The sequence below is a fragment of the Streptomyces melanogenes genome (assembly GCF_014649795.1).
GTDB classification, from domain to species: Bacteria; Actinomycetota; Actinomycetes; order Streptomycetales; family Streptomycetaceae; genus Streptomyces; species Streptomyces noboritoensis.
In genome coordinates, this window is record NZ_BMTS01000013.1 from 255,009 (window position 1) to 279,999 (window position 24,991).

Here is a 24,991-nt window from a genome sequence, read left to right on the forward strand (position 1 = left end):
AATTTGCATGGGTACACGCGGAACCGATTGGATGGCCGGTCCATCCCGAACCGGCGGCCTGTACGAACGCTGTAGCGTGCACTACTGCACAACCGTAAGACCGTAAGGAACCACCGCTGACGCGGCCAGACACGACGGCGAGGACTGATGGCACCCGAACCCGAGGGAAACGGCGCCGGGATGCCCGATGCGCAGGACCACGAGTCGTGGGTCGGCGGACTGGTCGGTGACGGCCGCTACCGGCTGACGCACCGGCTGGGCCGGGGCGGCATGGCGGAGGTCTTCGCGGCGGAGGACGTACGCCTGGGCCGTACCGTCGCGGTGAAGCTGCTGCGCCCCGACCTCGCCGAGGACCCGGTCTCCAAGGCCCGCTTCACGCGCGAGGCGCAGTCGGTGGCCGGGCTCAACCACCACGCGGTGGTGGCGGTGTACGACTCGGGCGAGGACGTGGTGGGCGGCCAGACCGTCCCGTACATCGTGATGGAGCTGGTCGAGGGCCGCACCATCCGCGACCTGCTGGTCCAGGCGGACGCACCGCCGCCGGAGCAGGCGCTGATCATCGTCTCCGGCGTCCTCGAGGCGCTGGCGTACTCGCACCAGCACGGCATCGTGCACCGCGACATCAAGCCCGCCAACGTGATCATCACGCACACGGGCGCCGTGAAGGTGATGGACTTCGGCATCGCGCGCGCCCTGCACGGCGCGCAGTCGACGATGACGCAGACCGGCATGGTCATGGGCACGCCCCAGTACCTCTCGCCGGAGCAGGCGCTCGGCAAGGCCGTCGACCACCGCTCCGACCTGTACGCGACGGGCTGCCTGCTGTACGAACTGCTCGCGCTGCGCCCGCCCTTCACCGGCGAGACACCGTTGTCGGTGGTCTACCAGCACGTCCAGGACACCCCGATCCCGCCGTCGCAGGTGGCCGATGTGGCGCCGCCGGAACTCGACGGCCTCGTCATGCGTTCTCTCGCCAAGGACCCGGACGACCGTTTCCAGTCCGCCGAGGAGATGCGCGGTCTGGTCCAGTACGGATTGCAGATGCTCCAGGCGCAGGGCGGCCACACCGGCACCTGGAACACCGGTCCGGTCGAGGTCATGCACGAGGGCGCCCACACCCCCGCCATGGGCATGACCGCGCCGACCAGCGCCATGGGCCACCCCGTGCACGGGGAGACCTCGCAGTTCCGCGGTCCGATCCTGCCGCCGATGAACCCGGACGACGGCGGGTACGACGGGGGTTACGGCTCGGGCGGCTACAACAACGGCGGCTACAACGGCAACGGCCGCCGCCCCGGTGGCGGCCGGGGCAAGGTCGTCCTGTTCGTGGTGCTCGCGATCATCGCGATCGCGGCGGGCGTGGCGTTCGCGATCAAGGCGGCGGACAAGAAGGACGGCGGGGAGACGCCGAAGAAGCCGACGGTCTCCGACAGCCCGTCGCCGTCCGACGAGTCGAAGACGTCGCCGAGCCCCGACGACCAGGCCACCCGCGGCCAGGGCCAGGGGTCGACGACCGGCGGCGACAACCCGGCGCCGTACACGCCGTCGCCCAAGCACAGCAAGAAGCGCTCGCCGTCGCCGGGCACCAACCAGGGCACCACGTCCGGGACGAACCAGGGCACGACCTCGGGCACCGACCAGGGGACGACGTCCGGGACGAACCAGGGCACCACGTCCGGGACGGACGAGGGCACGACGACGGGCACGACGTCCGGTACGGACCAGGGGACGACGTCCGGTACCGACCAGGGCACGACCACCGGCACCAGCACGGGGACGACCCAGGGCACCAGCACCGGTACGACCGCGGGCACCAACGCGGGGACGAACCAGGGCACGACGACCGGGACGACGGCGGGTCAGAGCGCCGGCGGCAGCACGCCCAAGACGCCCTGAGCCGCCGGGCGTTCGCGGCTCACCCCGCGAACGCCTCGCACACCGCCTCGTATTCACGGGTCCACCAGACGGCCAGGGCCGACGCCGCGGGGAACTGCGGGTCGGCCCTTCGGTCGTGGAGCTGGTAGCGCCAGCGCAGGATCCAGAAGTCGTTGAGCCGCTCCCACCACACGCGGTGCACGGCCGCGGCGAGCTCCGCCGGGTCCGCGCCGGTGGCTCCCCGGTAGGCGCGGGCGTACGCGCGCACCTTGTCGAGGTCCAGCTCCCCGGCCGGGCGGACGAAGAAGATCACGGCGGCCCGTACCGCCTCCTCCGCGCGGGGCTGGACGCCCAGCCGGTCCCAGTCGACGATCGCGGCGGGCTCCTTGCCGCGGTAGAGCAGGTTCAGCGGGTGGAAGTCGCCGTGCACCCAGCCGCCGGTGGTCTGCGGGGGCGGGCGGCGGTGGGCGTACCGCTCGATGAGGAGGCGGCGCTCGCGCAGCCGGTGCTCGGCGAGCTCGTCGAAGGAGTCGCGGGGGCGGCGCCGGCGGGCGCGGGCGAGCAGGTCGTCGATGAGGGCGAAGGTGTCGGCGGGGTCGGCGCTGAGGTGGTCGGCGGCGGGCCCGCGGCCCTCCATCACCTGCTCCAGACAGATGTGGACGAGGCCGAGCAGCGCGCCGAGCCGCCGCGAGCCGACGGCGCCGAGCTGGGCGCCGTCGCGGTGGCGGCCGTGCACCCACGGGTGCAGGGCGTAGCAGCGGCCGCCGAGGACGGTGACGGTGTCGCCGGCGCGGTCCGGTACGGGGGGCGCGACGGGCACGCCGAGCGCCTGGAGGCGGCGGGTGGCGCCGTGCTGGCGGGCGATGGCCTCGCGGTCGCCGTCGAGGTGGTGCTTGAGGAAGAACTCGCCGCGGGTGGTGGCGAGGCGGTAGCCGCGGTTGAGGAGGCCCTGGGCGACGGGTTCGCAGGTGAGCGGCTCGCCCAGCGAGGCGTATCGGCGCAGCAGGTCCCTCACGGGCGGGGTTGCATATGAGCGCGGCACGCGCCAGATGTTAGATCACGCGGCGTGGCGCAGGTGTCGCTCTGTGGAATAGTCCAACGAGTGGACGGTTACGAACTGGGGTTCGATCCGCAGATAGACGGGCTCGAAGGGCTCGCCGTCCACGTGCCGGGGGGCCGGGCCGAAGCGTTCGAGCTCGTCGGGGGTGGGGTGGAAGGGCTCGGCGGTCCCGGTGAACTGGACCGACCACAGGTCCTCGCCGTCGGCCCCGAGGTTGTCCGCGCCGTACGCCACGACGCTGCCGAGGCAGGCGTGGTGGTAGCCGAGGCCGGCGTGGATGCGCAGGACGACGCGGTCGTCGACCACGAGGTGGCGGGCGGGGGCGACGAAGGGGAGGGCGCGCATGCTGGTGGCTATGCGGCCGTACGGGACCCTGCGGAGCAGGGCGATGGCTCGGCGCTCCTCGGTGGACATGGCTCCACTTTCGCGCCGCCCCGCGCCGCCGCACAGTGCCGGGCGCCCCCCACTGCGTGGGCCATAGGTCCCGTGTTCGTCTGCGGGCCGTCCCCAACGGGTCGCGCAGTTCCCCGCGCCCCTTATTGGGCCGGTGTTCATCTGCGGACCGTGGTGGGTTGCTCGCGCAGTTCCCCGCGCCCCTAACCGCCTAGGGGCGCGGGGAACTGCGCGACCAGCCACAGACGGTCCGCAGACGAAGGCCGGGCCCCGGCGGCTACTGCCGCTCCGCCTGGATCCGTGCCACATACGCCGCCGCCTGCGACCGCCGCTCCATTCCCAGTTTCGACAGCAGCGACGACACATAGTTCTTGATCGTCTTCTCCGCCAGGTGCAGGCGCTCGCCGATCACCCGGTTCGTGAGGCCCTCGCCGATCAGGTCGAGGATCTTGCGTTCCTGCTCGGTGAGGTTGGCCAGGCGGTCGTCGCCCTTGGCCGTGCCGCCGTCGCGCAGGCGCTCCAGGACCCGGGCCGTCGCGACCGGGTCGAGCAGGGACTTGCCCGCCGCCACGTCCCGTACGGCCGAAAGGAGCTCACTGCCCCGGATCGCCTTGAGGACATATCCGGACGCACCGGCCATGATCGCATCGAAGAGGGCTTCGTCGTCGGCGAAAGAGGTCAGCATCAGACATTTGATGTCCTCGTTCTGCGAGCGGATCTCGCGGCAGACCTCCACGCCGCTCCCGTCCGGCAGCCGGACGTCGAGCACCGCCACGTCCGGACGCGTCGCAGGGATCCTGACCAGGGCATCCGCCGCGGTGCCGGCCTCGCCGACCACCTCGATGTCCTCCTCGACGGAGAGCATTTCGTGGACGCCGCGGCGGACCACTTCGTGGTCGTCGAGCAGGAATACGGTGATTTTGCCTGGTTCGCGCACGGAATCAGTCTCACACATTCGCTCTTCCCGTGCCGCAGGTGACCGGGATAACGTGCCGTTGTTCCGGCGGCCTGCAAGGCTGTCATCAGTGCTGTGACCAGTGGTTGTTCCCCGCTTTCTCGATTTACTTGGAAATCCAAGCAAAATCGCAGGTCAAATGGGGTTTCGCAGTAATGCGCAGCACTGGGTAACGTGCCTATGACAGGGCGCTCGCCGGGGCACCTGTCACGCCTGGTTCCCGGTGAGGCGCACCCACCCCCGTGCACCGCGACCGGAAGCAGGCGAGGAGCCGCAACTGGCCACACCGGCGAACCCGGGGGCCGGACAGACGGAGGAGCACGCACGTGACCGTGGAGAGCACTGCCGCGCGCAAACCGCGACGCAGCAGCAAGCGCACCGGTAGCAGCGCCGGGAAGGCTGTCGCCGACCCCCAGCTCGTACAGCTGCTGACGCCCGAGGGCCAGCGGGTCGAGCACCCTGACTACGACGTTGACCTGACCCCCGAAGAGCTGCGCGGGCTCTACCGCGACATGGTGCTGACCCGGCGCTTCGACGCCGAGGCCACCGCACTGCAGCGCCAGGGCGAGCTGGGCCTGTGGGCCTCGCTGCTCGGCCAGGAGGCCGCCCAGATCGGCTCCGGCCGCGCCCTGCGGGACGACGACTATGTGTTCCCCACCTACCGCGAGCACGGTGTGGCCTGGTGCCGCGGGGTCGACCCCACCAACCTGCTCGGCATGTTCCGTGGCGTCAACCACGGCGGCTGGGACCCCAACAGCAACAATTTCCACCTGTACACGATCGTGATCGGCTCGCAGACGCTGCACGCGACCGGTTACGCCATGGGTGTGGCCAAGGACGGCGCGGACTCGGCCGTGATCGCGTACTTCGGTGACGGCGCCTCCAGCCAGGGCGACGTCGCGGAGTCCTTCACCTTCTCCGCCGTCTACAACGCCCCGGTCGTGTTCTTCTGCCAGAACAACCAGTGGGCGATCTCGGAGCCGACCGAGCGCCAGACCCGGGTGCCGCTCTACCAGCGCGCCCAGGGCTACGGCTTCCCCGGCGTCCGCGTCGACGGCAACGACGTGCTGGCCTGTCTGGCCGTGACCCGGTCCGCCCTGGAGCGGGCCCGGCGCGGCGAGGGCCCGACCCTGGTCGAGGCGTTCACGTACCGGATGGGCGCGCACACCACCTCCGACGACCCGACGAAGTACCGGGCCGACGAGGAGCGCGAGGCGTGGGAGGCCAAGGACCCGATCCTGCGGCTGAAGACGTACCTGGAGAACGAGGGGCACGCCGACGAGGCGTTCTTCGCCTCCCTCGAAGAGGAGTCCGAGACGCTCGGCAAGCGGGTCCGCGAGGCGGTCCGCGCCATGCCCGACCCGGACCGGATGGCCATCTTCGAGAACATCTACGCCGACGGGCACGCGCTCGTCGACGAGGAGCGGGCCCAGTTCGCGGCCTACCAGGCGTCGTTCGCGACTGAGTCCGATGGCGGCTTCGCCGCGGGGGAGGGCAAGTAGCCATGACCGTACAGAAGCTTCCCATCGCGAAGGCGATCAACGAGTCGCTGCGCAAGGCGATGGAGACCGACCCCAAGGTCCTGATCATGGGTGAGGACGTCGGCAAGCTCGGCGGCGTCTTCCGGGTCACCGACGGGCTCCAGAAGGACTTCGGCGAGGGCCGGGTCATCGACACCCCGCTCGCCGAGTCCGGCATCGTCGGCACCGCGATCGGCCTGGCCCTGCGCGGCTACCGCCCGGTCGTGGAGATCCAGTTCGACGGCTTCGTCTTCCCGGCGTACGACCAGATCGTCACCCAGCTCGCGAAGATGCACGCCCGCGCGCTCGGCAAGATCAAGCTCCCGGTCGTCGTCCGCATCCCCTACGGCGGCGGCATCGGCGCGGTCGAGCACCACAGCGAGTCCCCCGAGGCGCTCTTCGCGCACGTGCCGGGCCTCAAGGTGGTCTCGCCCTCCAACTCCTCCGACGCGTACTGGATGATGCAGCAGGCCATCCAGTCCGACGACCCCATCATCTACTTCGAGCCCAAGCGGCGTTACTGGGACAAGAGCGACGTCGACACGGACGCGATCCCCGGTCCGCTGCACAAGGCCCGTACGGTCGTGGCCGGTTCGGACCTGACGCTGGTGGCGTACGGTCCGATGGTGAAGGTCTGCGTGGAGGCGGCCGCGGCCGCCGCCGAAGAGGGCAAGTCGATCGAGGTCCTGGACCTGCGCTCGATGTCCCCGATCGACTTCGACGCGGTCCAGGCGTCGGTCGAGAAGACCGGCCGTCTGGTCGTGGTCCACGAGGCGCCGGTGTTCTACGGCGCGGGCGCGGAGATCGCCGCGCGGATCACCGAGCGCAGCTTCTACCACCTGGAGGCACCGGTGCTCAGGGTCGGCGGCTACCACGCCCCGTACCCGCCGGCGCGCCTGGAGGAGGAGTACCTGCCGGGTCTGGACCGGGTGCTCGACGCCGTCGACCGCTCGCTGGCGTACTGAGGAGTCCCGTGACCATGACTGAAACTTCTGCCCGCTTCCGCGAGTTCAAGATGCCGGATGTCGGCGAGGGGCTCACCGAGGCCGAGATCCTCAAGTGGTACGTCCAGCCCGGTGACACGGTCACCGACGGCCAGGTCGTCTGCGAGGTGGAGACGGCGAAGGCGGCCGTCGAGCTGCCGATCCCGTTCGACGGGGTGGTGCACGAGCTGCGCTTCCCCGAGGGCACGACGGTCGACGTCGGCGAGGTGATCATCTCGGTGGACGTGGCCCCGGGCTCCGGTGAGCCGGCCGCCGAGGCCGCCGCCCCCGCGCAGGCCCCGGTCGCCCAGGCCCCGGTCGCCGAGGCGCCCGCCGAGCCCGAGGAGCCCAAGGGCCGCCAGCCGGTCCTCGTGGGCTACGGCGTCGCGGAGTCCTCCACCAAGCGCCGCCCGCGCAAGGGGGTCTCGGTCCCCGAGCAGGCCGCGGCCGCCGCCGTGCAGGCCGAGCTGAACGGCCACGGCGCCCCGGCGGTGGCCAAGCCGCTGGCGAAGCCGCCGGTCCGCAAGCTGGCCAAGGACCTGGGCATCGACCTGGCGACCGTGGTCCCGACCGGCCCGGACGGCGTCATCACCCGCGAGGACGTCCACGCGGCGGCCGCGCCGGTGGCCGAACCGGCCCCCGTTTCACGTGAAACAACTCCCGCGCCCGTCGCGGCCGTTGTCTCCTCGGACGCGCGCGAGACCCGTATCCCGATCAAGGGCGTACGGAAGGCGACCGCGCAGGCGATGATCGGCTCGGCGTTCACCGCGCCGCACGTCACCGAGTTCGTGACGGTCGACGTCACGCGCACGATGAAGCTGGTCGAGGAGCTCAAGGGCGACAAGGAGATGGCCGGGCTGCGGGTCAACCCGCTCCTGCTCATCGCCAAGGCCCTGCTGGTCGCCATCAAGCGCAACCCCGACGTCAACGCGTCGTGGGACGAGGCGGCGCAGGAGATCGTCCTCAAGCACTATGTGAACCTGGGCATCGCGGCCGCCACCCCGCGCGGTCTGATCGTCCCGAACATCAAGGACGCCCACGACAAGACGCTGCCGCAACTGGCCGCGTCCCTGGGCGACCTGGTGTCGACGGCCCGCGAGGGCAAGACGTCCCCGGCGGCGATGCAGGGCGGCACGGTCACCATCACCAATGTGGGCGTGTTCGGCGTGGACACGGGCACCCCGATCCTGAACCCGGGCGAGTCCGCGATCCTCGCGGTCGGTGCGATCAAGCTCCAGCCGTGGGTCCACAAGGGCAAGGTGAAGCCCCGCCAGGTCACCACGCTGGCGCTCTCCTTCGACCACCGCCTGGTCGACGGCGAGCTGGGCTCCAAGGTGCTGGCCGATGTGGCGGCGATCCTGGAGCAGCCCAAGCGGCTGATCACCTGGGCGTAAGCGCGTGTGAGTGCCCCCGGACGCCGGTGCGTCCGGGGGCACTGCCGTGCGGCGGAACGGGCAAGGGGCGTTCCGGCATCCGGACGCCCCTTTCTGACGTACACCCGTTGTATCTATCCTGTGCGCATGCCCTCCGCTCCCGCCTCCGCCGTCACACCAGCCCCGGCCCCGATCAAGCAGCCGCCCGCCGCCGACCGCGTCTACATGCACGTCAAGCAGGCCGTACTCGACCGGCGGTACGAGGGCGGGACGCTCCTCACCGAGGGCGAGCTGGCCGAGGCCGTCGGGGTGTCGCGCACGCCCGTGCGCGAGGCGCTGCTGAAGCTCGAAGTGGAAGGGCTCATCCGGCTCTACCCCAAGAAGGGCGCCCTCGTCCTGGCCGTCTCCGCGCAGGAGACCGCCGACGTGGTCGAAACCCGGCTCCTGGTCGAGGAGTTCGCCGCCCGCAAGGCGGTCCTCGCGCCGGGGCGGCTGATCGCCCGGCTCGAAGAGCTCCTGGAGGAGCAGAAGGCGAACGCGGCCGCCGGCGACCTCGCCGCCGTCGCCGTCACCGACCGCTGCTTCCACGCCGAGATCGTCCGCAACGCCGGGAACGAGATCCTCTCCCGGCTCTACGACCAGATGCGCGACCGGCAGCTGCGGATGGGCGTCGCCGTGATGCACGCCCAGCCCGACCGGATCGCCAAGAACATCGCCGAGCACGAGGAGATGCTGGAGGCCATCAGGGCCGGGGACGCCGAGCGGGCCGCGCACTGCGTGCGTCAGCACCTGAGCTGGGTCAAGGTCCTGGTCCGGGGTGAGGAACGATGAGTTCCAGCACATCCGGGGCCTCCCTGCCCGGTGATCCTCCGGGAGGGCGCCGCGCCGCCCTCGTCTGGGGCATCGGCGTCGGCGTCTACTTCGTCGCCGTCATCTTCCGCACCAGCCTCGGCGTCGCCGGGCTGGACGCCGCCGACCGCTTCGACGTCAACGCCTCGGCGCTGTCCACCTTCTCCATACTCCAACTGCTCGTCTACGCGGGCATGCAGATACCCGTCGGCCTCATGGTCGACCGCCTCGGCACCAAGAAGGTCCTCACCCTGGGCGTCGTGCTCTTCACGGCCGGGCAGCTCGGCTTCGCCCTCTCGCCCTCGTACGGCACCGCCCTCGCCTCGCGCGCGCTGCTCGGCTGCGGCGACGCGATGACGTTCATCAGCGTCCTGCGGCTCGGCTCGCGCTGGTTCCCCGCCCGGCGCGGCCCGCTGATAGCCCAGGTCGCGGCGCTCTTCGGGATGGCGGGCAACCTCGTCTCCACCGTCGTCATCTCCCGCTCGCTGCACGGCATCGGCTGGACGCGGACGTTCGCGGGCAGCGCGCTCGCCGGAGTGGTCGTCCTGGTCCTGCTGCTCCTGTTCCTGCGCGACCACCCCGAGGGCCACGAGCCCGCGCCCGTCACCCACGCCGGAGCGGCCTACGTACGCCGCCAGATCGCCGAGTCCTGGCGCGAGCCGGGGACCCGGATGGGAATGTGGGTGCACTTCACCACGCAGTTCCCGGCCATGGTGTTCCTGCTGCTGTGGGGGATGCCGTACCTGGTCGAGGCGCAGGGGCACTCGCGGGGGACGGCCGGCGAGCTGCTGACCCTGGTCGTGCTCTCCAACATGGTGGTGGGGTTGGTGTACGGGCAGGTCATCGCCCGCCACCACGCGGCCCGCGCGCCGCTCGCCCTCGGCACGGTCGGGGCGACCGCCGCGCTGTGGGCCGCCGTCGTCGCCTACCCGGCGCCGCACACCCCGATGTGGCTGCTGATCGTCCTGTGCGTGGTGCTGGGCGCCTGCGGCCCGGCCTCGATGATCGGCTTCGACTTCGCCCGCCCGGCCAACCCGCCCCAGCGTCAGGGTACGGCCTCCGGAATCGTCAACATGGGTGGTTTCACGGCCTCGATGACGACGCTGCTCGCGGTGGGCGTGCTGCTCGACGCGACCGGCGACAACTACCGGATCGCGTTCGCCTCGGTGTTCGTCCTCCAGGCGCTGGGCATCACCCAGATCCTGCGGCTGCGCGGTCGCGCGGCGCACCGCGAGCGCGAACGCCTGGTGGCGAGCCGGGTGGAGGCGGTGCACGTACCGGCGTGACAGCGGTACCGGTTTACGGCGTGACCGCGAAGTCCCGCAGGATCGCCGCCGCCAGCTCCTGGTCGCCCTCGGTCTTCACCCGGTCCGCGACGGCGTGCGGGCGCACCCGGCCGCAGGACAGACGGACGAACGTCTCCCAGTCCATGGCGATCGTGGCGAGTGGGCCGAGCGAGGGGGCGCCGTCGACGGTGCCGTGCCCGTCGGCGTCGACCCGTACCGTACGCAGGAACTCGACCGGGCCGTGGATGTCGAAGACGACCGCCGAGTTCGGCGGGGCGCCCGCGTCCTTGGCGACGACTCTCGGCAGGGTGTGCAGCAGGATGTCGCGGGCCACGTACGCGCCCGGCGAGTCGAGGTTGCCCGGCTTGCCCAGCGCCCACCGCAGGTCCTGCTCGTGCACCCACACGTCGAACGCCCGCATCCGCAGCGCCAGTTCCAGGGTCTGCTCGGCGCCGAGCGGGGCGCGGACCATGGTGTCGGGCGCCCGGCTCTCGTTGCGCAGCTGCCGCGCCCGGCGGATGACCGTGTACTCCAGCTCCGAGGTCATCTCCGGCGCGGTGTGGTGCCGGCGCACATCGACCTGCATCTCCATATAGCGCGCGAACTCACTTTGTACGTGGTAGAGATCGCGCGGCAGCGTGTGGATCGGGCGCGGGTCGCCGAGCTGTTCGCACTCCATCCCGATGATGTGCGACACGATGTCGCGCACCGACCAGGCCGGGCACGGTGTGGCGCGGTTCCACTCCCCCTCGACGAGCGGCATCACCAGCTCGGTTATCGCCTCGATGGAGTGGGTCCAGGCGTCGGCGTAGGTCTGGAGGCTGGGATGGACGGTCACGGGACCCCTCGGCGGTTCTGTACGTACGCGGGCTGGGCGCTGTGGCAGTTAAGTTACGCTGCCGAAAGGCACCCCGGCAGTGCTTTCGTGTGACGATCGTAGGCCCGTGTTGACAACTCGAATGCCAGGACGGTGGTAGTGTGCGCGCCTCCCTCATCCAATTCGGTGTAGATCCCCAGGAATCGGTGGATTCCCGCAGACAGCGGGCGGCTTCGCTGGTACGCGAGCAGTCGGGCGCCGACCTCGTGGTGCTGCCGGAGCTGTGGACCGTGGGCGCCTTCGCCTACGAGAGCTTCGCGGCCGAGGCGGAGCGGGCGGCTGACGGACCGACGCATGAGGCCATGTCAAAGGCCGCGCGGGACGCGGGCGTCTGGCTGCACGCGGGCTCGATCCCGGAGTGCGGCGCGGACGGCGGGCTCTACAACACCTCCCTGGTCTTCACGCCCGAGGGCGAACTGGCCGCCACCTACCGGAAGATCCACCGCTTCGGCTTCGACCAGGGCGAGGCGGTGCTGATGAGCGCGGGCGCCGACCTGGTCACGGTGGCGCTGCCGGGGACCACGCTGGGCCTGGCGACCTGTTACGACCTGCGCTTCCCCGAGCTGTTCCGGGGCCTGGTCGACGCGGGCGCCCAGACCCTGGTGATCCCGGCGGGCTGGCCCGCCAGGCGCCTGGCGCACTGGACGCTGCTCGCGAAGGCCCGCGCGGTCGAGAACCAGGCGTACGTCCTGGCCTGCGGCACCGGCGGCAGCCACGCGGGCGTCCCGCAGGCGGGCCACAGCATCGTGGTCGACCCGTGGGGAGAGGTCCTGGCGGAGGCGGGCGAGGACGAGGAGGTCCTCACGGTCGAGCTGGACGAGGAGAAGGTGGCGGCGGTCCGGGAGCAGTTCCCGGCGCTGAAGGACCGGCGGCTGGGGCTGCGGACGCCGGGGGCGTGAGGCTCGCCGGGGGCGGGACCTGAGCTCGGGGAGGTAAGGCGGGGGCCTTTGGGTCAGTCGTCCTCCCCGTCGTGGTCGCGGTCCCGCTCGTCCATCCGGATCACGCACACCACCACCGCGATCAGCAGCGCCGCGTCCGCGTCCTCGCGGACGATGTTCACCGCGTACGTCTCGCGGACGCGGAACCAGCGGCGCGAGACGTGCGCGAGCAGCTCCCCGTCGTACTCGACGGTGAACTCGCGGTCGAGGATCTTGCCGGAGACGTCGAGCTCGGTGCCCTCGACCAGGGCGACGCGGTAGTGGTTGCGCAGCAGCGAGAGCCGTTTGCGGCGGATGGTGGCCAGCGGCCGCTCGTCCCGCTCGATGGTCATCGCGTCCCTGATGCTGAACATCTTCTTGCGCAAAGTGATCAGGACCCGTCCGGTCGGGTCCTTCAGCTCCAGGGTGTCCCGCAGCCGCAGCGCCTTGCCGTCTACGAGGAAGGCGTGGCGGCCGTCCTCGGTCTCGATCCAGTAGTCGTCGCCGATCGCGAAGATCTTGTCGCGCACCAGATATTTCATGGCGGAATGCGTACCCCTGCTTTTGCGGTTGGATGGGGGTATGGCTACACGTGCACGCGTTCGGGCCCCCGAGCTGATCGGCAAGGGCGGCTGGCTGAACACCGGTGATCAGCAGTACACCCTCGCCGACCTGCGGGGGAGGATCGTCATCCTCGATTTCTGGACGTTCTGCTGCATCAACTGTCTGCACGTCCTGGACGAGCTGCGGGAGCTGGAGGAGAAGCACCGCGACACCGTGGTGATCATCGGGGTGCACTCGCCGAAGTTCGTGCACGAGGCCGAGCACCAGGCCGTCGTCGACGCCGTGGAGCGCTACCAGGTGCACCACCCGGTCCTGGACGACCCGGAGCTGGCGACCTGGAAGCAGTACGCGGTACGGGCCTGGCCCACGCTCGTCGTGATCGACCCCGAGGGGTACATCGTCGCCCAGCACGCGGGCGAGGGGCACGCCCACGCCATCGCGAAGCTGGTGGAGGAGCTGGAGGCCGAGCACGAGGCGAAGGGGACGCTGCGGCGCGGCGACGGACCGTACGTGCCGCCGGAGCCGGAGGCGACCGACCTGCGCTTCCCCGGCAAGGCGCTCGTCCTGCCGGGCTCGGGCACCTTCCTGGTCTCCGACTCGACGCGGCACCAGCTGGTGGAGCTGGAGCCGGACGGCGAGACGGTGGTGCGGCGGATCGGCGACGGCGGGTCCGGCGGGTCCGGCGGGTCCGGCGGGTTCAAGGAGCCGCAGGGACTGGCGCTGCTCCCGGACGGCCGGGTGATCGTCGCGGACACGGTCAACCACGCGCTGCGGGTCTTCGACCCGGAGACGGGGGCCGTGGAGCGGGTCGCGGGCACCGGCAAGCAGTGGTGGCAGGGCTCGCCCACCTCCGGCCCCGCCCTTGAGGTGGACCTGTCCTCTCCCTGGGACGTCGCCTGGTGGCAGGGCAAGGTGTGGATCGCCATGGCCGGGGTGCACCAGCTGTGGACGTACGACCCGGAGGCGGGCACGGTCGAGGTCGCGGCCGGGACGACGCAGGAGGGCCTGGTCGACGGCCCGGCCGCCGAGGCGTGGTTCGCGCAGCCGTCGGGCCTCGCGGCCGACGGGGACCGGCTGTGGGTGGCCGACTCGGAGAACTCGGCGCTGCGGTACGTCGCGCGCGACGGTTCGGATTACGTGGTGGGCACGGCGGTCGGGACCGGCCTCTTCGACTTCGGTCACCGGGACGGGGAGGCGGGGCAGGCGCTGCTCCAGCACCCGCTGGGCGTGACGGCCCTGCCGGACGGCTCGGTGGCGGTGTCCGACACGTACAACCACGCGCTGCGCCGCTACGACCCGGCGTCCGGGGAGGTCACCACGCTCGCCACGGACCTGCGCGAGCCGAGCGACGCGGTGCTCGTCGGGGACGACATCGTGGTGGTCGAGTCGGCCCGGCACCGGCTGACGCGGCTGCGGCTGCCGGAGTCGGCGGTACGGGTGGACGCGGTGGCGCACCGTACGCAGCGGGCGGCGACGGAGGTCGCCCCCGGCGCGCTCCGCCTCGACGTGGTCTTCCAGGCCCCGTCCGGGCAGAAGCTGGACACCCGCTACGGGCCGTCGACGCGGCTGATCGTGTCCTCGACGCCGGTGGAGCTGCTGGTGTCCGGGGAGGGTACGGGGACGGACCTGTCCCGCGAGCTCACCTTGAACCCCGAGGTGGCGGAGGGCGTCCTCCACGTCTCGGCGATGGCCGCGTCCTGCGACGACGACCCGGCGAACGAGTACCCGGCGTGCCACGTGCACCAGCAGGACTGGGGGGTCCCGGTCCGCCTGACGCCGGAGGGGGCGACCCGCCTGCCCCTGGTCCTGGCGGGCCTGGACGGTTAGCCCCCACCCCGCCCCTTCCCTAAACCCTCCGGGGGTGGGAGGGGGCGGAGGTGTGTTCCCGGGGGCTGGGCCCCCGGACCCCGGGCGGGGGCTGCGCCCCCTGCACCCCGCTTTCGGGGCTGCGCCCCGGACCCCGCCAGGGGCGGGTGGGCAAGCGCGTTCGTCTGCGGACCGTGCTGGGTTGCTCGCGCAGTTCCCCGCGCCCCTTAAATGCCGCTGCGCGGCAATCCCCTGGAGCGCCCCGAAGGGGCGCATCTAGGGGCGCGGGGAACTGCGCGACCAGCCATCCACGGTCCGCAGCCGAAGCACCCGGCCGCCCGCCCAGGGCTTTGGGGAAGGGGCGGGGTGGGGGCTACCCCTGCAAGAACGACAGCAGCGCGTTCGCCAGCAAGTACGGGTCGTCCGCCCCGCACAGCTCTCGCGCACTGTGCATCGACAGGATCGCCACCCCGATGTCCACCGTCTGGATGCCGTGGCGCGCCGCCGTGATGGGGCCGATCGTCGTCCCGCACGGCATCGCGTTGTTGGACACGAAGTGCTGCCACGGCACCCCCGCCCGCTCGCACGCGGCGGCGAACACCGCCCGCCCCGAACCGTCCGTCGCGTACCGCTGGTTGACGTTCACCTTCAGGATCGGGCCGCCGTTGGCGCGCGGGTGGTGCGTCGGGTCGTGGCGCTCCGCGTAGTTGGGGTGGATGGCGTGGCCGGTGTCCGAGGACAGGCACACCGTGCCCGCGAAGGCGCGCGCCTTGTCCTCGTACGTACCGCCCCGCGCGAACACCGACCGCTCCAGGACCGTGCCGAGCAGCGGCCCGTCCGCCCCCGTGTCCGCCTGCGAGCCGTTCTCCTCGTGGTCGAAGGCGGCGAGGACCGGGATGTACGACAACTCCGAGGACGCCGACGCCGCCAGCGCCGCCGCGCCCGCGTGGACCGAGATCAGGTTGTCCATCCGGGGGCCCGCGAGCAGCTCCTTGTCCCGGCCCAGGTACGACGGCGGCTCGATCGAGTGCACCATCAGGTCCCACCCGGTGACCTCGCCCTCGGCGAGCCCCGCCTCCTGCTCCAGGAAGCGGATGAGGTCGCCCTCCGCGACGTCCCCGAGGCCCCAGATCGGCTGGAGGTGCTTCTGGCGGTCCAGCTTGAGGCCGTCGTTGGCCGAGCGGTCGAGGTGGATCGCCAGCTGGGGGACGCGCAGCAGTGCGCGGTCCACGTTGACCAGGACGTGCGAGCCGTCGCGCAGCGTCAGGCGGCCCGCCAGGCCCAGGTCGCGGTCCAGCCAGGTGTTCAGGAGCGTCCCGCCGTAGACCTCCACGGCGATCTGGCGCCAGCCGTAGGCCCCCGTGTCCGGCAGGGGCTTGACCCGCAGGTTGGGCGAGTCGGTGTGCGCGCCCACGATCCGGAACGGGGTGTGCGCCGCCGCGCCCTCCGGCACGTACCACGCGATGATCGCGCCGCCCCGCAGCACGTACTTCCCGCCCGTGGAGGCGTCCCACGCGTCCGTCTCCCGCACCTGCTGGAAGCCGGCCTTCTCCAGCCGCGCGGCCGCGTTCGCCACCGCGTGGTACGGCGACGGGCTCGCCGCGAGGAAGGACATCAGGTCGTCGGTGTGTCCGCGGTCGAAGCGGGAGGGTGTGCTCATGCGTTCACCTTAACCAGGGGCACCGACAGACAAGGGCCCGCTTCCCCAGAGGGAAGCGGGCCCTACGTCCTGCGGCCTGGAAGGAGGCCGGGGGACGGTCTAGAAGGCCGCCTCGTCCAGCTCCATCAGGGAGTTGTCGACGGTCTCGGCCAGCGCGCGGGCGGTGCCCACGCCCGGCAGGACGTTCGCGGCGAAGAACTTCGCGGCGGCGATCTTGCCGGTGTAGAAGGGGACGTCCTTGGCGGAGGCCGTCGGCAGCTTCTCGGCGGCGACGGCCGCGCTCTTGAGGAGCAGGTAGCCGACGACGACGTCACCGGACGCCATCAGCAGGCGGGTGGTGTTGAGGCCCACCTTGTAGATGTTCTTGACGTCCTCGCCGGTGGCGGTCAGGTCGGTGATCATCGTGCCGACGATCGCCTCCAGGTCCACCGCGGCCTTGGCCAGCGAGTCCAGCGCGCCGCCCAGCTCCTCGTGGCCCGACTGCTCGGCGAGGAACTTCTTGATCTCCTCGGAGAGGAGGTTGAGCGAGGCGCCCTGGTCGCGGACGATCTTCCGGAAGAAGAAGTCCTGGCCCTGGATCGCCGTGGTGCCCTCGTAGAGGGTGTCGATCTTGGCGTCGCGGATGTACTGCTCGATCGGGTACTCCTGCAGGTACCCGGACCCGCCGAAGGTCTGCAGCGACTCGTGCGACAGCTTCTCGTACGACTTCTCCGAGCCGTAGCCCTTCACGATCGGCAGCAGCAGGTCGTTCAGGCCGACGAGGGACTTGGCGTCCTCGCCCGCGGCCTCCTTGACCTGGATCGCGTCCTGGACGGCGGCGGTGTAGAGCACGAGGGAGCGCATGCCCTCGGCGTACGCCTTCTGCGTCATCAGGGAGCGGCGCACGTCGGGGTGGTGGGTGATCGTCACCTTGGGCGCGGTCTTGTCCATGAACTGGGAGAGGTCGCTGCCCTGGACGCGCTCCTTGGCGTACTCGAGGGCGTTGAGGTAACCCGTCGAGAGCGTCGCGATGGCCTTCGTGCCGACCATCATGCGGGCGAACTCGATGATCATGAACATCTGGCGGATGCCGTCGTGCTTGTCGCCGATCAGCCAGCCCTTGGCGGGGTGCTGGTCGCCGAAGGTCATCTCGCACGTGTTGGAGGCCTTGAGGCCCATCTTGTGCTCGACGTTCGTCGCGTACACGCCGTTGCGCTCGCCCAGCTCGCCGGTCTCCCAGTCGAAGTGGAACTTCGGGACCAGGAAGAGCGAGAGGCCCTTGGTGCCGGGGCCGTGGCCCTCGGGGCGGGCGAGGACGTAGTGGAGGATGTTCTCCTCCATGTCGTGCTCACCGGAGGTGATGAAGCGCTTCACGCCCTCGATGTGCCAGGAGCCGTCGGGCTGCTCGACCGCCTTGGTGCGGCCGGCGCCGACGTCCGAACCGGCGTCCGGCTCGGTCAGCACCATCGTGGAGCCCCAGCGCTTCTCGACCGCGATCTCGGCGATCTTCTTCTGCGCCTCGTTGCCCTCCTCGAAGAGGATGCCCGCGAAGGCGGGGCCCGAGGAGTACATCCAGATGGCCGGGTTGGCGCCCAGGAGCAGCTCGGCGTAGGCCCAGATGAGCGAGCGCGGCGAGACGGTGCCGCCGATCTCCTCCGGCAGGCCCAGACGCCAGTACTCGCTGTCCATGAACGCCTTGTAGGAGCTCTTGAAGGACGCCGGGACCGGCGCGGTGTTGGTCTCCGGGTCGAACACCGGCGGGTTGCGGTCGGCGTCCGCGAAGGAGTCGGCCAGCTCGTTCTCGGCGAGACGCGCGATCTCGTCGAGGATCGTCTTGGCGGTGTCGACGTCCATCTCGGCGAACGGGCCGGTGCCGTACAGCTTGTCGCGTCCGAGGACCTCGAAGAGGTTGAACTCGATGTCGCGGAGATTCGACTTGTAGTGCCCCATGGCGACGGCTCCGTAAGCAGGATCGGTTACATCTCTACCAGCAAGTAGCTACGATGATGCTACCCGTCGGTAATAAGACGCAACCCCTCTGGGCCCATATGTGGCGCACTACTCTTGCGCCCATGTACGGCTACGACCAGAACCAGGGTGCTCAAGCGCAGTACGCCCAGCCGCAGCAGCCTTCCTACGGGGAGCAGCCGCTGTACCCCGAGCCGTCGCCGCCCTCGCTCGCGGACGCGGTGCGGGCGTTCACCACGGGCTCGCTCTCGGCCGAGGACTTCCAGCAGATCTTCGCGGGCTCCAAGGTCTACTGCCCGCGCGGGGACAACCCCGGCTTCCTGGCCCTGCACAACACCCAGCAGCCGGTCATCCCGATGTTCACCTCGCTCAAGGAGCTGCGGCGGTACGCGGGCAAGGAGTCCAAGTACTTCGTGATCACCGGCGCGGAGGTCATCGACCTGTTGCCGACCGGGTACGGCTTCGTCCTCGACATGGAGGGCGACCACCGGATGGTGTTCGACGCGAAGGCGGTCGAGCAGATGGTCGACTTCGCGATGCGGCGGATGTACGGCTGAGGCGGCTCGGGCCGGCTGAGCCTCATGTGCGGCCGGTTTCCGGCCGATTTCACGGGGGTGGGCGCCCCCGGAACCCCTGCGGAACGGCTCCGCGACCCCTCCGGGAATGAGTGCGCCTTGCCGACTGTTCACCATTCAACTACTTTGGATGCTGAGCATCCCCCGAGGAGGGCCGTCCCATGCCTGCTGTGACCGTCGAAAACCCGCTCACCCTGCCGCGCGTGGCCGTGCCGGAGGGTGCGGTGCCGCGTCCCGTGCTCGCCGTGAGCACGGCGCCGGCCGGCGTACCTGATCGACGGGACCTTCGTCCACCAGGACAGCAACGGTGGCGGCGGCACGATCATGAACGGCGACACCCAGTGGATGACGGCCGGGTCCGGGCTGCTCCACATCGAGGCGCCGCCGGAGTCGCTGGTCACCTCGGGCGGCCTCTTCCACGGCCTCCAGCTGTGGGTGAACCTGCCGGCGGCGGACAAGATGATGGACCCGCGCTACCAGGACATCCGGGGCGGTCAGGTCCAGCTGCTGACCTCGCCGGACGGGGGTGCGCTGCTGCGGGTGATCGCGGGGTCGCTGGACGGCCATGAGGGTCCCGGCATCACGCACACCCCCATCACGATGATCCACGCGACGATCCGTCCCGGCGCGGAGGTCACTCTGCCCTGGCGGTCGGACTTCAACGGGCTGGCGTACGTGCTGGCCGGGCGGGGGTCGGTGGGGGCGGGTCGTCGGCCCATCCACATGGGGCAGACGGCCGTCTTCGGTGACGGTGGGTCGCTCACTGTCCGGGCGGACGAGAAGCAGGACGGGAACACGCCGGATCTGGAGGTCGTGCTGCTCGGTGGGCGTCCGATCCGCGAGCCGATGGCTCATTACGGCCCGTTCGTGATGAACACGCGCGAGGAGCTGCAGAAGGCGTTCGACGACTTCCAGCAGGGACGGCTGGGAACGATCCCTGCGGTGCACGGCATGTGAGTTCCCCCCACCCCGCCCCTTCTCGAAAGCCCTCTGGCGGGCGGCCGGGAGGGGGCTCCGCCCCGGACCCCGTTCGTCTGCGGACCGTGCTGGGTTGCTCGCGCAGTTCCCCGCGCCCCTAACTACCTAGGGGCGCGGGGAACTGCGCGACCAGCCACAGACGGCCCGCGGACGAACGACACCCAGGCGGGCGCGCCCCACGGGCGCCGTGGCACCCGGCGTGGTGCGCTGGCCCCGTGGACCGCGTCAAGCCACTCCTCCCCGAGCCCGCCCGGCGGCTCGCCGCCTGGTGTGTCGTCGTGCTGCTGACCACCGGCGTCGCCGCCGTCGCCATCTGGCTGTGCGTGGTGTTCAAGACCGCCGTCACCCCCGTACTGCTCGCCCTGCTCGGCACGGCCCTCCTAGGGCCCGTCTTCCGGCAGCTGCTGAAGCTGCGGATGAAGCGGTCCCTCGCGGCGGGACTCACCTGCGTCGCCCTCGTCGCCGTCGTCGGCGGCGCCGGATACGTCGTCGTCAGCGCCCTCATCGACACCGGTGACCAGATCATCGACTCGCTGAGGCAAGCGGGGCAGTGGCTCGCCGACCACTTCGGCGTGGCCGGCGGCGACGGGGTGTCGAGCCTCGCCGACAACGCCAAGAAGCTCCTCGGGAAGTTCGGCGCCACCGCCGCCTCGGGCCTGCTCACCGGCCTCAGCATCGTCGGGTCGCTCATCGCCACGGGTGTTCTTTCTCTTCTCCTGACCTTCTTCTTCCTCAAAGACTCCGATCGCGCCGTCGGGCTCGCCCACTCCCTCGCCCCCCGCGGCTCCGGGCCCACCGTCGAGGCCATGGCCCGCCGCGCCTTCGAGGCCGTCGAGGGGTTCATGCGGGGGACCACGATCATCGCCCTCATCGACGCCCTCTGCATCACCGTCGGCCTTCTCATCCTCCGCGTCCCCGGCGCCATCGGCCTCGGCGCGCTCGTGTTCATCGGCGCCTACATCCCGTACCTCGGCGCCTTCGTCTCCGGCGCCGTCGCCGTCCTCGTGGCGCTCGCCGACCGGGGGATCGGCATCGCGCTCTGGACGCTCGGGGTCGTCCTCGCCGTACAGCAGCTGGAAGGGCACATCCTGCAGCCGATGATCCAGAGCCGGACCGTGCAGATGCATCCCGCGATGGTCATGATCGCCATCACGGCGGGGGCCAGCGTCGCCGGGCTGCTCGGGATGCTGCTCGCCGTGCCCGTCGCCGCCGCCGGCTTCGGCGTCCTCGGCGAGCTGCGGAAGCGTTACGCCGCCGAGGCCCCCCCGTCCGACCCCTCGTAGAGCTCGAACCAGATCGACTTGCCCTCGCCCCTGGGGTCGACCCCCCAGCGGGCCGCCAGCATCTCCATCAGCACCAGGCCCCGCCCGCTGGACGCCATCTCGCCGGGGCGGCGCTTGTGCGGCAGGTCGTCGCTGGCGTCGGCCACCTCCACCCGCAGCCGGCGTGTGCCCGGGGTGCCGGTGGCCTCGGCGACCAGGAGCGCGTCGCCGTCCGTGTGGACCAGGACGTTGGTGACCATCTCGGAGACCATCAGCTCCGCCGCGTCCACCTGCTCGGCGTCCGCCCAGTCGTGCAGCAGCTCGCGCAGCTCGCGGCGGACCCCCGCGATCCGGTGCGGCTCGGTCTGGGCGACGGTCAGGGCGGTGCGGCGGGCCGGGGCGGCCCCGGTCCCCGGGACCGCCCCGCAGCCGCACACGTCGCTGTTGCGGCACAGCAGCAGCACCGCGATGTCGTCCTCGCGACGGTCCGCCAGCGGGCCCACCGTGTGGTGCGAGGAGGGGCCGTGCACCGCCTGGACCAGCGCGTCCGCCAGCTTCTCCAGGCCGTCCCCGGTGTCCTCCTCCAGGACCGGGCGCAGCCGCGTCCAGCCGGAGCCCATGTCGTGGCCGCCGGTCTCGATCAGGCCGTCCGTGCAGATCATCATCGTCTCGCCCGGCTCCAGGACCAGACGGGTGGTGGGGTAGTCCGAGTCCGCCTCGATGCCCAGGGGCAGACCGCCCGCCGTCTGGCGGATCAGCGCCGTGCCCTCGGCCGTGCGGATCACCGGGTCCGGGTGCCCGGCCCGGGCGATGTCGAGCGAGCCGGTCGCCGGGTCGACCTCGATGTAGAGGCAGGTCGCGAAGCGCGGGTGGTCGTCGTCCCCGTCGTAGGACTCCCCGTACGACTCGGTGATCCCGTACAGGAAGCGCGAGGCGCGCGAGAGGACCGCGTCGGGGCGGTGGCCCTCGCTCGCGTACGCCCGCAGGGCGATGCGGAGCTGGCCCATCAGGCCCGCGGCCCGGACGTCGTGGCCCTGGACGTCCCCGATGACCAGGGCGAACCGTCCGGACGGCAGCGGGATCATGTCGTACCAGTCGCCGCCCACCTGGAGCCCGCCGCCGGTCGGCACATAGCGCGCGGCCACCGTCATCCCCGGGATCTCGGGGCCGAGCGTCGGCATCATCGAGCGCTGGAGGCCGAGGGAGAGCTCGCGCTCGGACTCGGCCTCGCCCGCCCGCGCCAGCGCCTGGGCCAGCATGCGGGCCACCGTCGTCAGGACCGAGCGCTCGTCGGGCGTGAACGCCACCGGGTGCTTGAAGGCCGCCATCCAGGTGCCGATGGTCCGCCCGGCCACGATCAGCGGCAGGAACGCCCAGGACTGGCGGTCGAAGCGCTGGGCCAGCGGCCAGGTGGCCGGGTAGCGGCGGCGGTACTCCTCCGGGCTGGGGAGGTAGATGGCCCGGCCGGTCCGTACGACGTCGGCGGCCGGGTAGTCCGTGTCCAGCTGCATGTCCGCGAAGGGGCCGTCGTCGCCCGGGTTGTGCCCGTGGTGGCCGATGATCGACAGCCGGTCGCCCGCCACCCCGAAGACGGCGAGCCCGTCCGGCGAGAAGCCCGGCATGGACAGGGAGGCCGCCACCCGCAGCACCTCGGCCGTGGACCGGGCCTCGGCCAGCGCGCGGCCCGCGTCGAGCAGGAACGCTTCCCGGGAGCGGCGCCAGTCGCCGGTGATGGAGGCGTGCGCGGCGGTGGCGCCCGGCTGCGGCTCCGCGACCTCCTGGAGCGTGCCGACCAGCACGTAGTCCAGGCCGTCCGCGCTCTCCTTGCGCAACGGCTTGGAACGGCTGCGTACGGTACGCAGCACCCGCCCGTTCTCGTCCATGATCCGCATCCGGGCCTCGGCGAGGGTGCCCTCGGCGACCGCCAGGGCCACGATCTGGTCGACCTCGTTCCAGTCGACCGGGTGGAAGCGGGAGCGCACGGCGGCCTCGCTGAGCTCGGCCCGCTCGGGGGGCAGGCCGAGCAGGCGGGCGGCCTCGGCGTCGAGCGTGACCGTTCCGGACGCGTTGTCCCAGCGCCACAGCCCGGTGGCGATCGCAGCCAGGACGTCCTCGGTGCGCATGATCCCCACTCTAGGCAGCCGGATTTATACCGGCGAGAGGTGTTCGGCCCGGCCGGTAACCTGGAGGGACTGTTTCCCGCCTGTCACGCGAAGAACTGGATGAAGAAATGCATCGGTACAGGTCCCACACCTGCGGCGAGCTCCGCGCCTCCGACGTCGGTACCGACGTCCGGCTGAGCGGCTGGCTGCACAATCGCCGAGACCTGGGCGGCATCCTCTTCATCGATCTGCGCGACCACTACGGCATCACGCAGCTCGTCGCCCGCCCCGGCACGGCCGGCGCCGAGGTCCTGGACAAGCTCTCCAAGGAGACCGTCGTCCGGATCGACGGCAAGGTCGTCTCGCGCGGCGCGGAGAACGTGAACGCGGACCTGCCGACCGGCGAGGTCGAGATCGAGGTCGGCGAGGTCGAGGTGCTCGGCGCGGCCGGCCCGCTGCCGTTCACGATCAACGCCGAGGACGGCGTCAACGAGGAGCGGCGCCTGGAGTACCGCTTCCTCGACCTGCGCCGCGAGCGCATGCACCGCAACATCATGCTGCGCTCGGCCGTCATCTCGGCGATGCGCCACAAGATGACCGCGCTCGGCTTCAACGAGATGGCGACCCCGATCCTCGCCGCGACCTCCCCCGAGGGCGCCCGCGACTTCGTCGTCCCGTCCCGGCTGAACCCCGGCAAGTTCTACGCGCTGCCGCAGGCCCCCCAGCAGTTCAAGCAGCTGCTGATGATCTCCGGCTTCGACCGCTACTTCCAGATCGCGCCCTGCTTCCGCGACGAGGACGCCCGCGCGGACCGCTCGCCGGGCGAGTTCTACCAGCTCGACATCGAGATGAGCTTCGTCGAGCAGGAGGACATCTTCCAGCCCGTCGAGAAGCTCATGACCGAGCTGTTCGAGGAGTTCGGCGGCGGCCGCCACGTCACCTCGCCGTTCCCGCGCATCCCGTTCCGCGAGTCGATGCTGAAGTACGGCAACGACAAGCCGGACCTGCGCGCCAAGCTGGAGCTCGTCGACATCACCGACGTCTTCGAGGGCTCCGAGTTCAAGGCGTTCGCGGGCAAGCACGTGCGCGCGCTGCCGGTGCCGGACGTCGCGGGCCAGTCCCGCAAGTTCTTCGACGGCCTCGGTGAGTACGCGGTGGAGCACGGCGCCAAGGGCCTGGCCTGGATCCGCGTCGGCGAGGACGGCGCGTTCGCGGGCCCGATCGCCAAGTTCCTCACCGAGGAGAACGTCAAGGTCCTCACCGAGCGCCTGGGCCTGGGGGCCGGGCACGCCGTGTTCTTCGGCGCGGGCGAGTACGACGAGGTCTCCAAGATCATGGGCGCGGTCCGCGTCGAGGCCGCCAAGCGCGCCGGCCACTTCGAGGAGGGCGTCTTCCGGTTCTGCTGGATCGTCGACTTCCCGATGTACGAGAAGGACGAGGAGACCGGCAAGATCGACTTCTCGCACAACCCCTTCTCGATGCCGCAGGGCGGCCTGGAGGCCCTCCAGACCCAGGACCCGCTGGACGTCCTGGGCTGGCAGTACGACATCGTCTGCAACGGCATCGAGCTGTCCTCCGGCGCGATCCGGAACCACGAGCCCGAGATCATGTTCAAGGCGTTCGAGGTCGCGGGGTACGACCGGGAGACCGTGGAGCGCGAGTTCGGCGGCATGCTCAAGGCGTTCCGCCTCGGCGCCCCGCCGCACGGCGGCATCGCCCCGGGCGTCGACCGCATCGTGATGCTGCTCGCCGACGAGCCCAACATCCGCGAGACCATCGCGTTCCCGCTGAACGGCAACGCGCAGGACCTGATGATGGGCGCGCCCACCGAGCTCGACGAGACGCGCCTGCGCGAGCTGAACATCCAGCTGCGCAAGCCGGTCGCGCCCAAGGGCGCGGAGAAGTAAGCCCGGGGTTCGTCTGCGGGTGAGTGGTGGGTTGCTCGCGCAGTTCCCCGCGCCCCTGAGATGCGCCCCTGCGGGGCGCCCCAGGGGATGGACGAATGCACT

At 71.1% G+C, this 24,991-nt stretch carries 19 protein-coding genes and 1 pseudogene; 12 read left to right on the forward strand and 8 right to left on the reverse strand.

Annotation, left to right across the window (positions count from 1 at the left end; all coding sequences use genetic code 11):
• Window positions 1–147: 147 nt before the first annotated feature.
• The gene (locus IE252_RS27300) at window positions 148–1,896 is read left to right on the forward strand and encodes a protein kinase domain-containing protein (RefSeq protein ID WP_190092096.1); all 1,749 of its coding nucleotides are present in this window, start codon (window positions 148–150) and stop codon (window positions 1,894–1,896) included.
• 19 nt (window positions 1,897–1,915) lie between these two features.
• Here IE252_RS27300 and IE252_RS27305 read toward each other — a convergent pair whose 3' ends face one another.
• From IE252_RS27305 to IE252_RS27315, 3 genes are all read right to left on the reverse strand, one after another.
• Complete coding sequence (locus IE252_RS27305; RefSeq protein WP_190092097.1) at window positions 1,916–2,917, reverse strand: phosphotransferase; 1,002 nt, start codon at window positions 2,915–2,917, stop codon at window positions 1,916–1,918.
• A 15-nt stretch (window positions 2,918–2,932) separates the two neighbouring features.
• Complete coding sequence (locus IE252_RS27310; RefSeq protein ID WP_190092098.1) at window positions 2,933–3,349, reverse strand: pyridoxamine 5'-phosphate oxidase family protein; 417 nt, start codon at window positions 3,347–3,349, stop codon at window positions 2,933–2,935.
• A gap of 256 nt (window positions 3,350–3,605) precedes the next feature.
• The gene (locus tag IE252_RS27315; RefSeq protein WP_308434562.1) at window positions 3,606–4,265 is read right to left on the reverse strand and encodes a response regulator; all 660 of its coding nucleotides are present in this window, start codon (window positions 4,263–4,265) and stop codon (window positions 3,606–3,608) included.
• 344 nt (window positions 4,266–4,609) lie between these two features.
• On the opposite strand from IE252_RS27315, the gene pdhA reads away from it, so the two are divergent.
• From pdhA to IE252_RS27340, 5 genes are all read left to right on the forward strand, one after another.
• On the forward strand, window positions 4,610–5,785 hold the full coding sequence (gene pdhA / locus IE252_RS27320; RefSeq protein ID WP_190092100.1) for a pyruvate dehydrogenase (acetyl-transferring) E1 component subunit alpha: 1,176 nt from the start codon (window positions 4,610–4,612) through the stop codon (window positions 5,783–5,785).
• A gap of 2 nt (window positions 5,786–5,787) precedes the next feature.
• The gene (locus IE252_RS27325) at window positions 5,788–6,768 is read left to right on the forward strand and encodes an alpha-ketoacid dehydrogenase subunit beta (RefSeq protein ID WP_190092101.1); all 981 of its coding nucleotides are present in this window, start codon (window positions 5,788–5,790) and stop codon (window positions 6,766–6,768) included.
• A 14-nt stretch (window positions 6,769–6,782) separates the two neighbouring features.
• Window positions 6,783–8,180: a dihydrolipoamide acetyltransferase family protein gene (locus IE252_RS27330; protein ID WP_190092102.1), complete on the forward strand. Its 1,398-nt coding sequence runs from the start codon at window positions 6,783–6,785 to the stop codon at window positions 8,178–8,180.
• A gap of 126 nt (window positions 8,181–8,306) precedes the next feature.
• Window positions 8,307–8,990, forward strand: a complete 684-nt coding sequence (locus IE252_RS27335) for a GntR family transcriptional regulator (protein ID WP_190092103.1) — start codon at window positions 8,307–8,309, stop codon at window positions 8,988–8,990.
• Window positions 8,987–10,294, forward strand: a complete 1,308-nt coding sequence (locus tag IE252_RS27340) for an MFS transporter (RefSeq protein WP_190092104.1) — start codon at window positions 8,987–8,989, stop codon at window positions 10,292–10,294. The genes IE252_RS27335 and IE252_RS27340 overlap by 4 nt, the downstream gene beginning before the upstream one ends.
• Before the next feature lie 13 nt (window positions 10,295–10,307).
• Here the strand turns inward: IE252_RS27340 and IE252_RS27345 are convergent, their stop codons facing one another.
• Window positions 10,308–11,132: a maleylpyruvate isomerase family mycothiol-dependent enzyme gene (locus tag IE252_RS27345; RefSeq protein WP_190092105.1), complete on the reverse strand. Its 825-nt coding sequence runs from the start codon at window positions 11,130–11,132 to the stop codon at window positions 10,308–10,310.
• A gap of 140 nt (window positions 11,133–11,272) precedes the next feature.
• On the opposite strand from IE252_RS27345, the gene IE252_RS27350 reads away from it, so the two are divergent.
• Entirely contained in the window at window positions 11,273–12,070 is a 798-nt protein-coding gene (locus tag IE252_RS27350) for a carbon-nitrogen family hydrolase (protein WP_190092106.1), read from the forward strand.
• Window positions 12,071–12,123: 53 nt separating this feature from the next.
• Here IE252_RS27350 and IE252_RS27355 read toward each other — a convergent pair whose 3' ends face one another.
• Window positions 12,124–12,630 (reverse strand): LURP-one-related/scramblase family protein, encoded by a 507-nt coding sequence (locus tag IE252_RS27355; protein ID WP_190092107.1) that lies wholly within the window; start codon window positions 12,628–12,630, stop codon window positions 12,124–12,126.
• A 40-nt stretch (window positions 12,631–12,670) separates the two neighbouring features.
• Here IE252_RS27355 and IE252_RS27360 point away from each other — a divergent pair, with 40 nt between their 5' ends.
• Window positions 12,671–14,479, forward strand: coding sequence for an NHL domain-containing thioredoxin family protein (locus IE252_RS27360; RefSeq protein ID WP_190092108.1), 1,809 nt, complete (start codon window positions 12,671–12,673; stop codon window positions 14,477–14,479).
• A gap of 352 nt (window positions 14,480–14,831) precedes the next feature.
• Here IE252_RS27360 and IE252_RS27365 read toward each other — a convergent pair whose 3' ends face one another.
• Both IE252_RS27365 and IE252_RS27370 read right to left on the reverse strand, forming a co-directional pair.
• Window positions 14,832–16,118: a M18 family aminopeptidase gene (locus tag IE252_RS27365; RefSeq protein ID WP_190092109.1), complete on the reverse strand. Its 1,287-nt coding sequence runs from the start codon at window positions 16,116–16,118 to the stop codon at window positions 14,832–14,834.
• 99 nt (window positions 16,119–16,217) lie between these two features.
• The gene (locus IE252_RS27370) at window positions 16,218–18,047 is read right to left on the reverse strand and encodes an acyl-CoA dehydrogenase (protein WP_190092110.1); all 1,830 of its coding nucleotides are present in this window, start codon (window positions 18,045–18,047) and stop codon (window positions 16,218–16,220) included.
• Window positions 18,048–18,169: 122 nt separating this feature from the next.
• On the opposite strand from IE252_RS27370, the gene IE252_RS27375 reads away from it, so the two are divergent.
• The 3 genes and pseudogenes from IE252_RS27375 (at window position 18,170) to IE252_RS27385 (ending at window position 20,901) form a co-directional block, all read left to right on the forward strand.
• Window positions 18,170–18,622: an SseB family protein gene (locus IE252_RS27375; RefSeq protein ID WP_067162054.1), complete on the forward strand. Its 453-nt coding sequence runs from the start codon at window positions 18,170–18,172 to the stop codon at window positions 18,620–18,622.
• A gap of 179 nt (window positions 18,623–18,801) precedes the next feature.
• Window positions 18,802–19,597 (forward strand): annotated as a pseudogene (locus IE252_RS27380) (pirin family protein).
• Window positions 19,598–19,833: 236 nt separating this feature from the next.
• Window positions 19,834–20,901: an AI-2E family transporter gene (locus tag IE252_RS27385; protein WP_190092111.1), complete on the forward strand. Its 1,068-nt coding sequence runs from the start codon at window positions 19,834–19,836 to the stop codon at window positions 20,899–20,901.
• On the opposite strand, the gene IE252_RS27390 is transcribed toward IE252_RS27385, so the two are convergent.
• Entirely contained in the window at window positions 20,865–23,003 is a 2,139-nt protein-coding gene (locus IE252_RS27390) for a SpoIIE family protein phosphatase (protein WP_190092112.1), read from the reverse strand. The genes IE252_RS27385 and IE252_RS27390 overlap by 37 nt on opposite strands.
• Window positions 23,004–23,110: 107 nt before the next feature.
• Between IE252_RS27390 and aspS the strand changes: the two genes are divergently transcribed.
• A complete protein-coding gene (gene aspS, locus IE252_RS27395) occupies window positions 23,111–24,889 on the forward strand; it encodes an aspartate--tRNA ligase (protein WP_190092113.1) in 1,779 nt (592 codons plus the stop codon).
• Window positions 24,890–24,991: the final 102 nt, after the last annotated feature.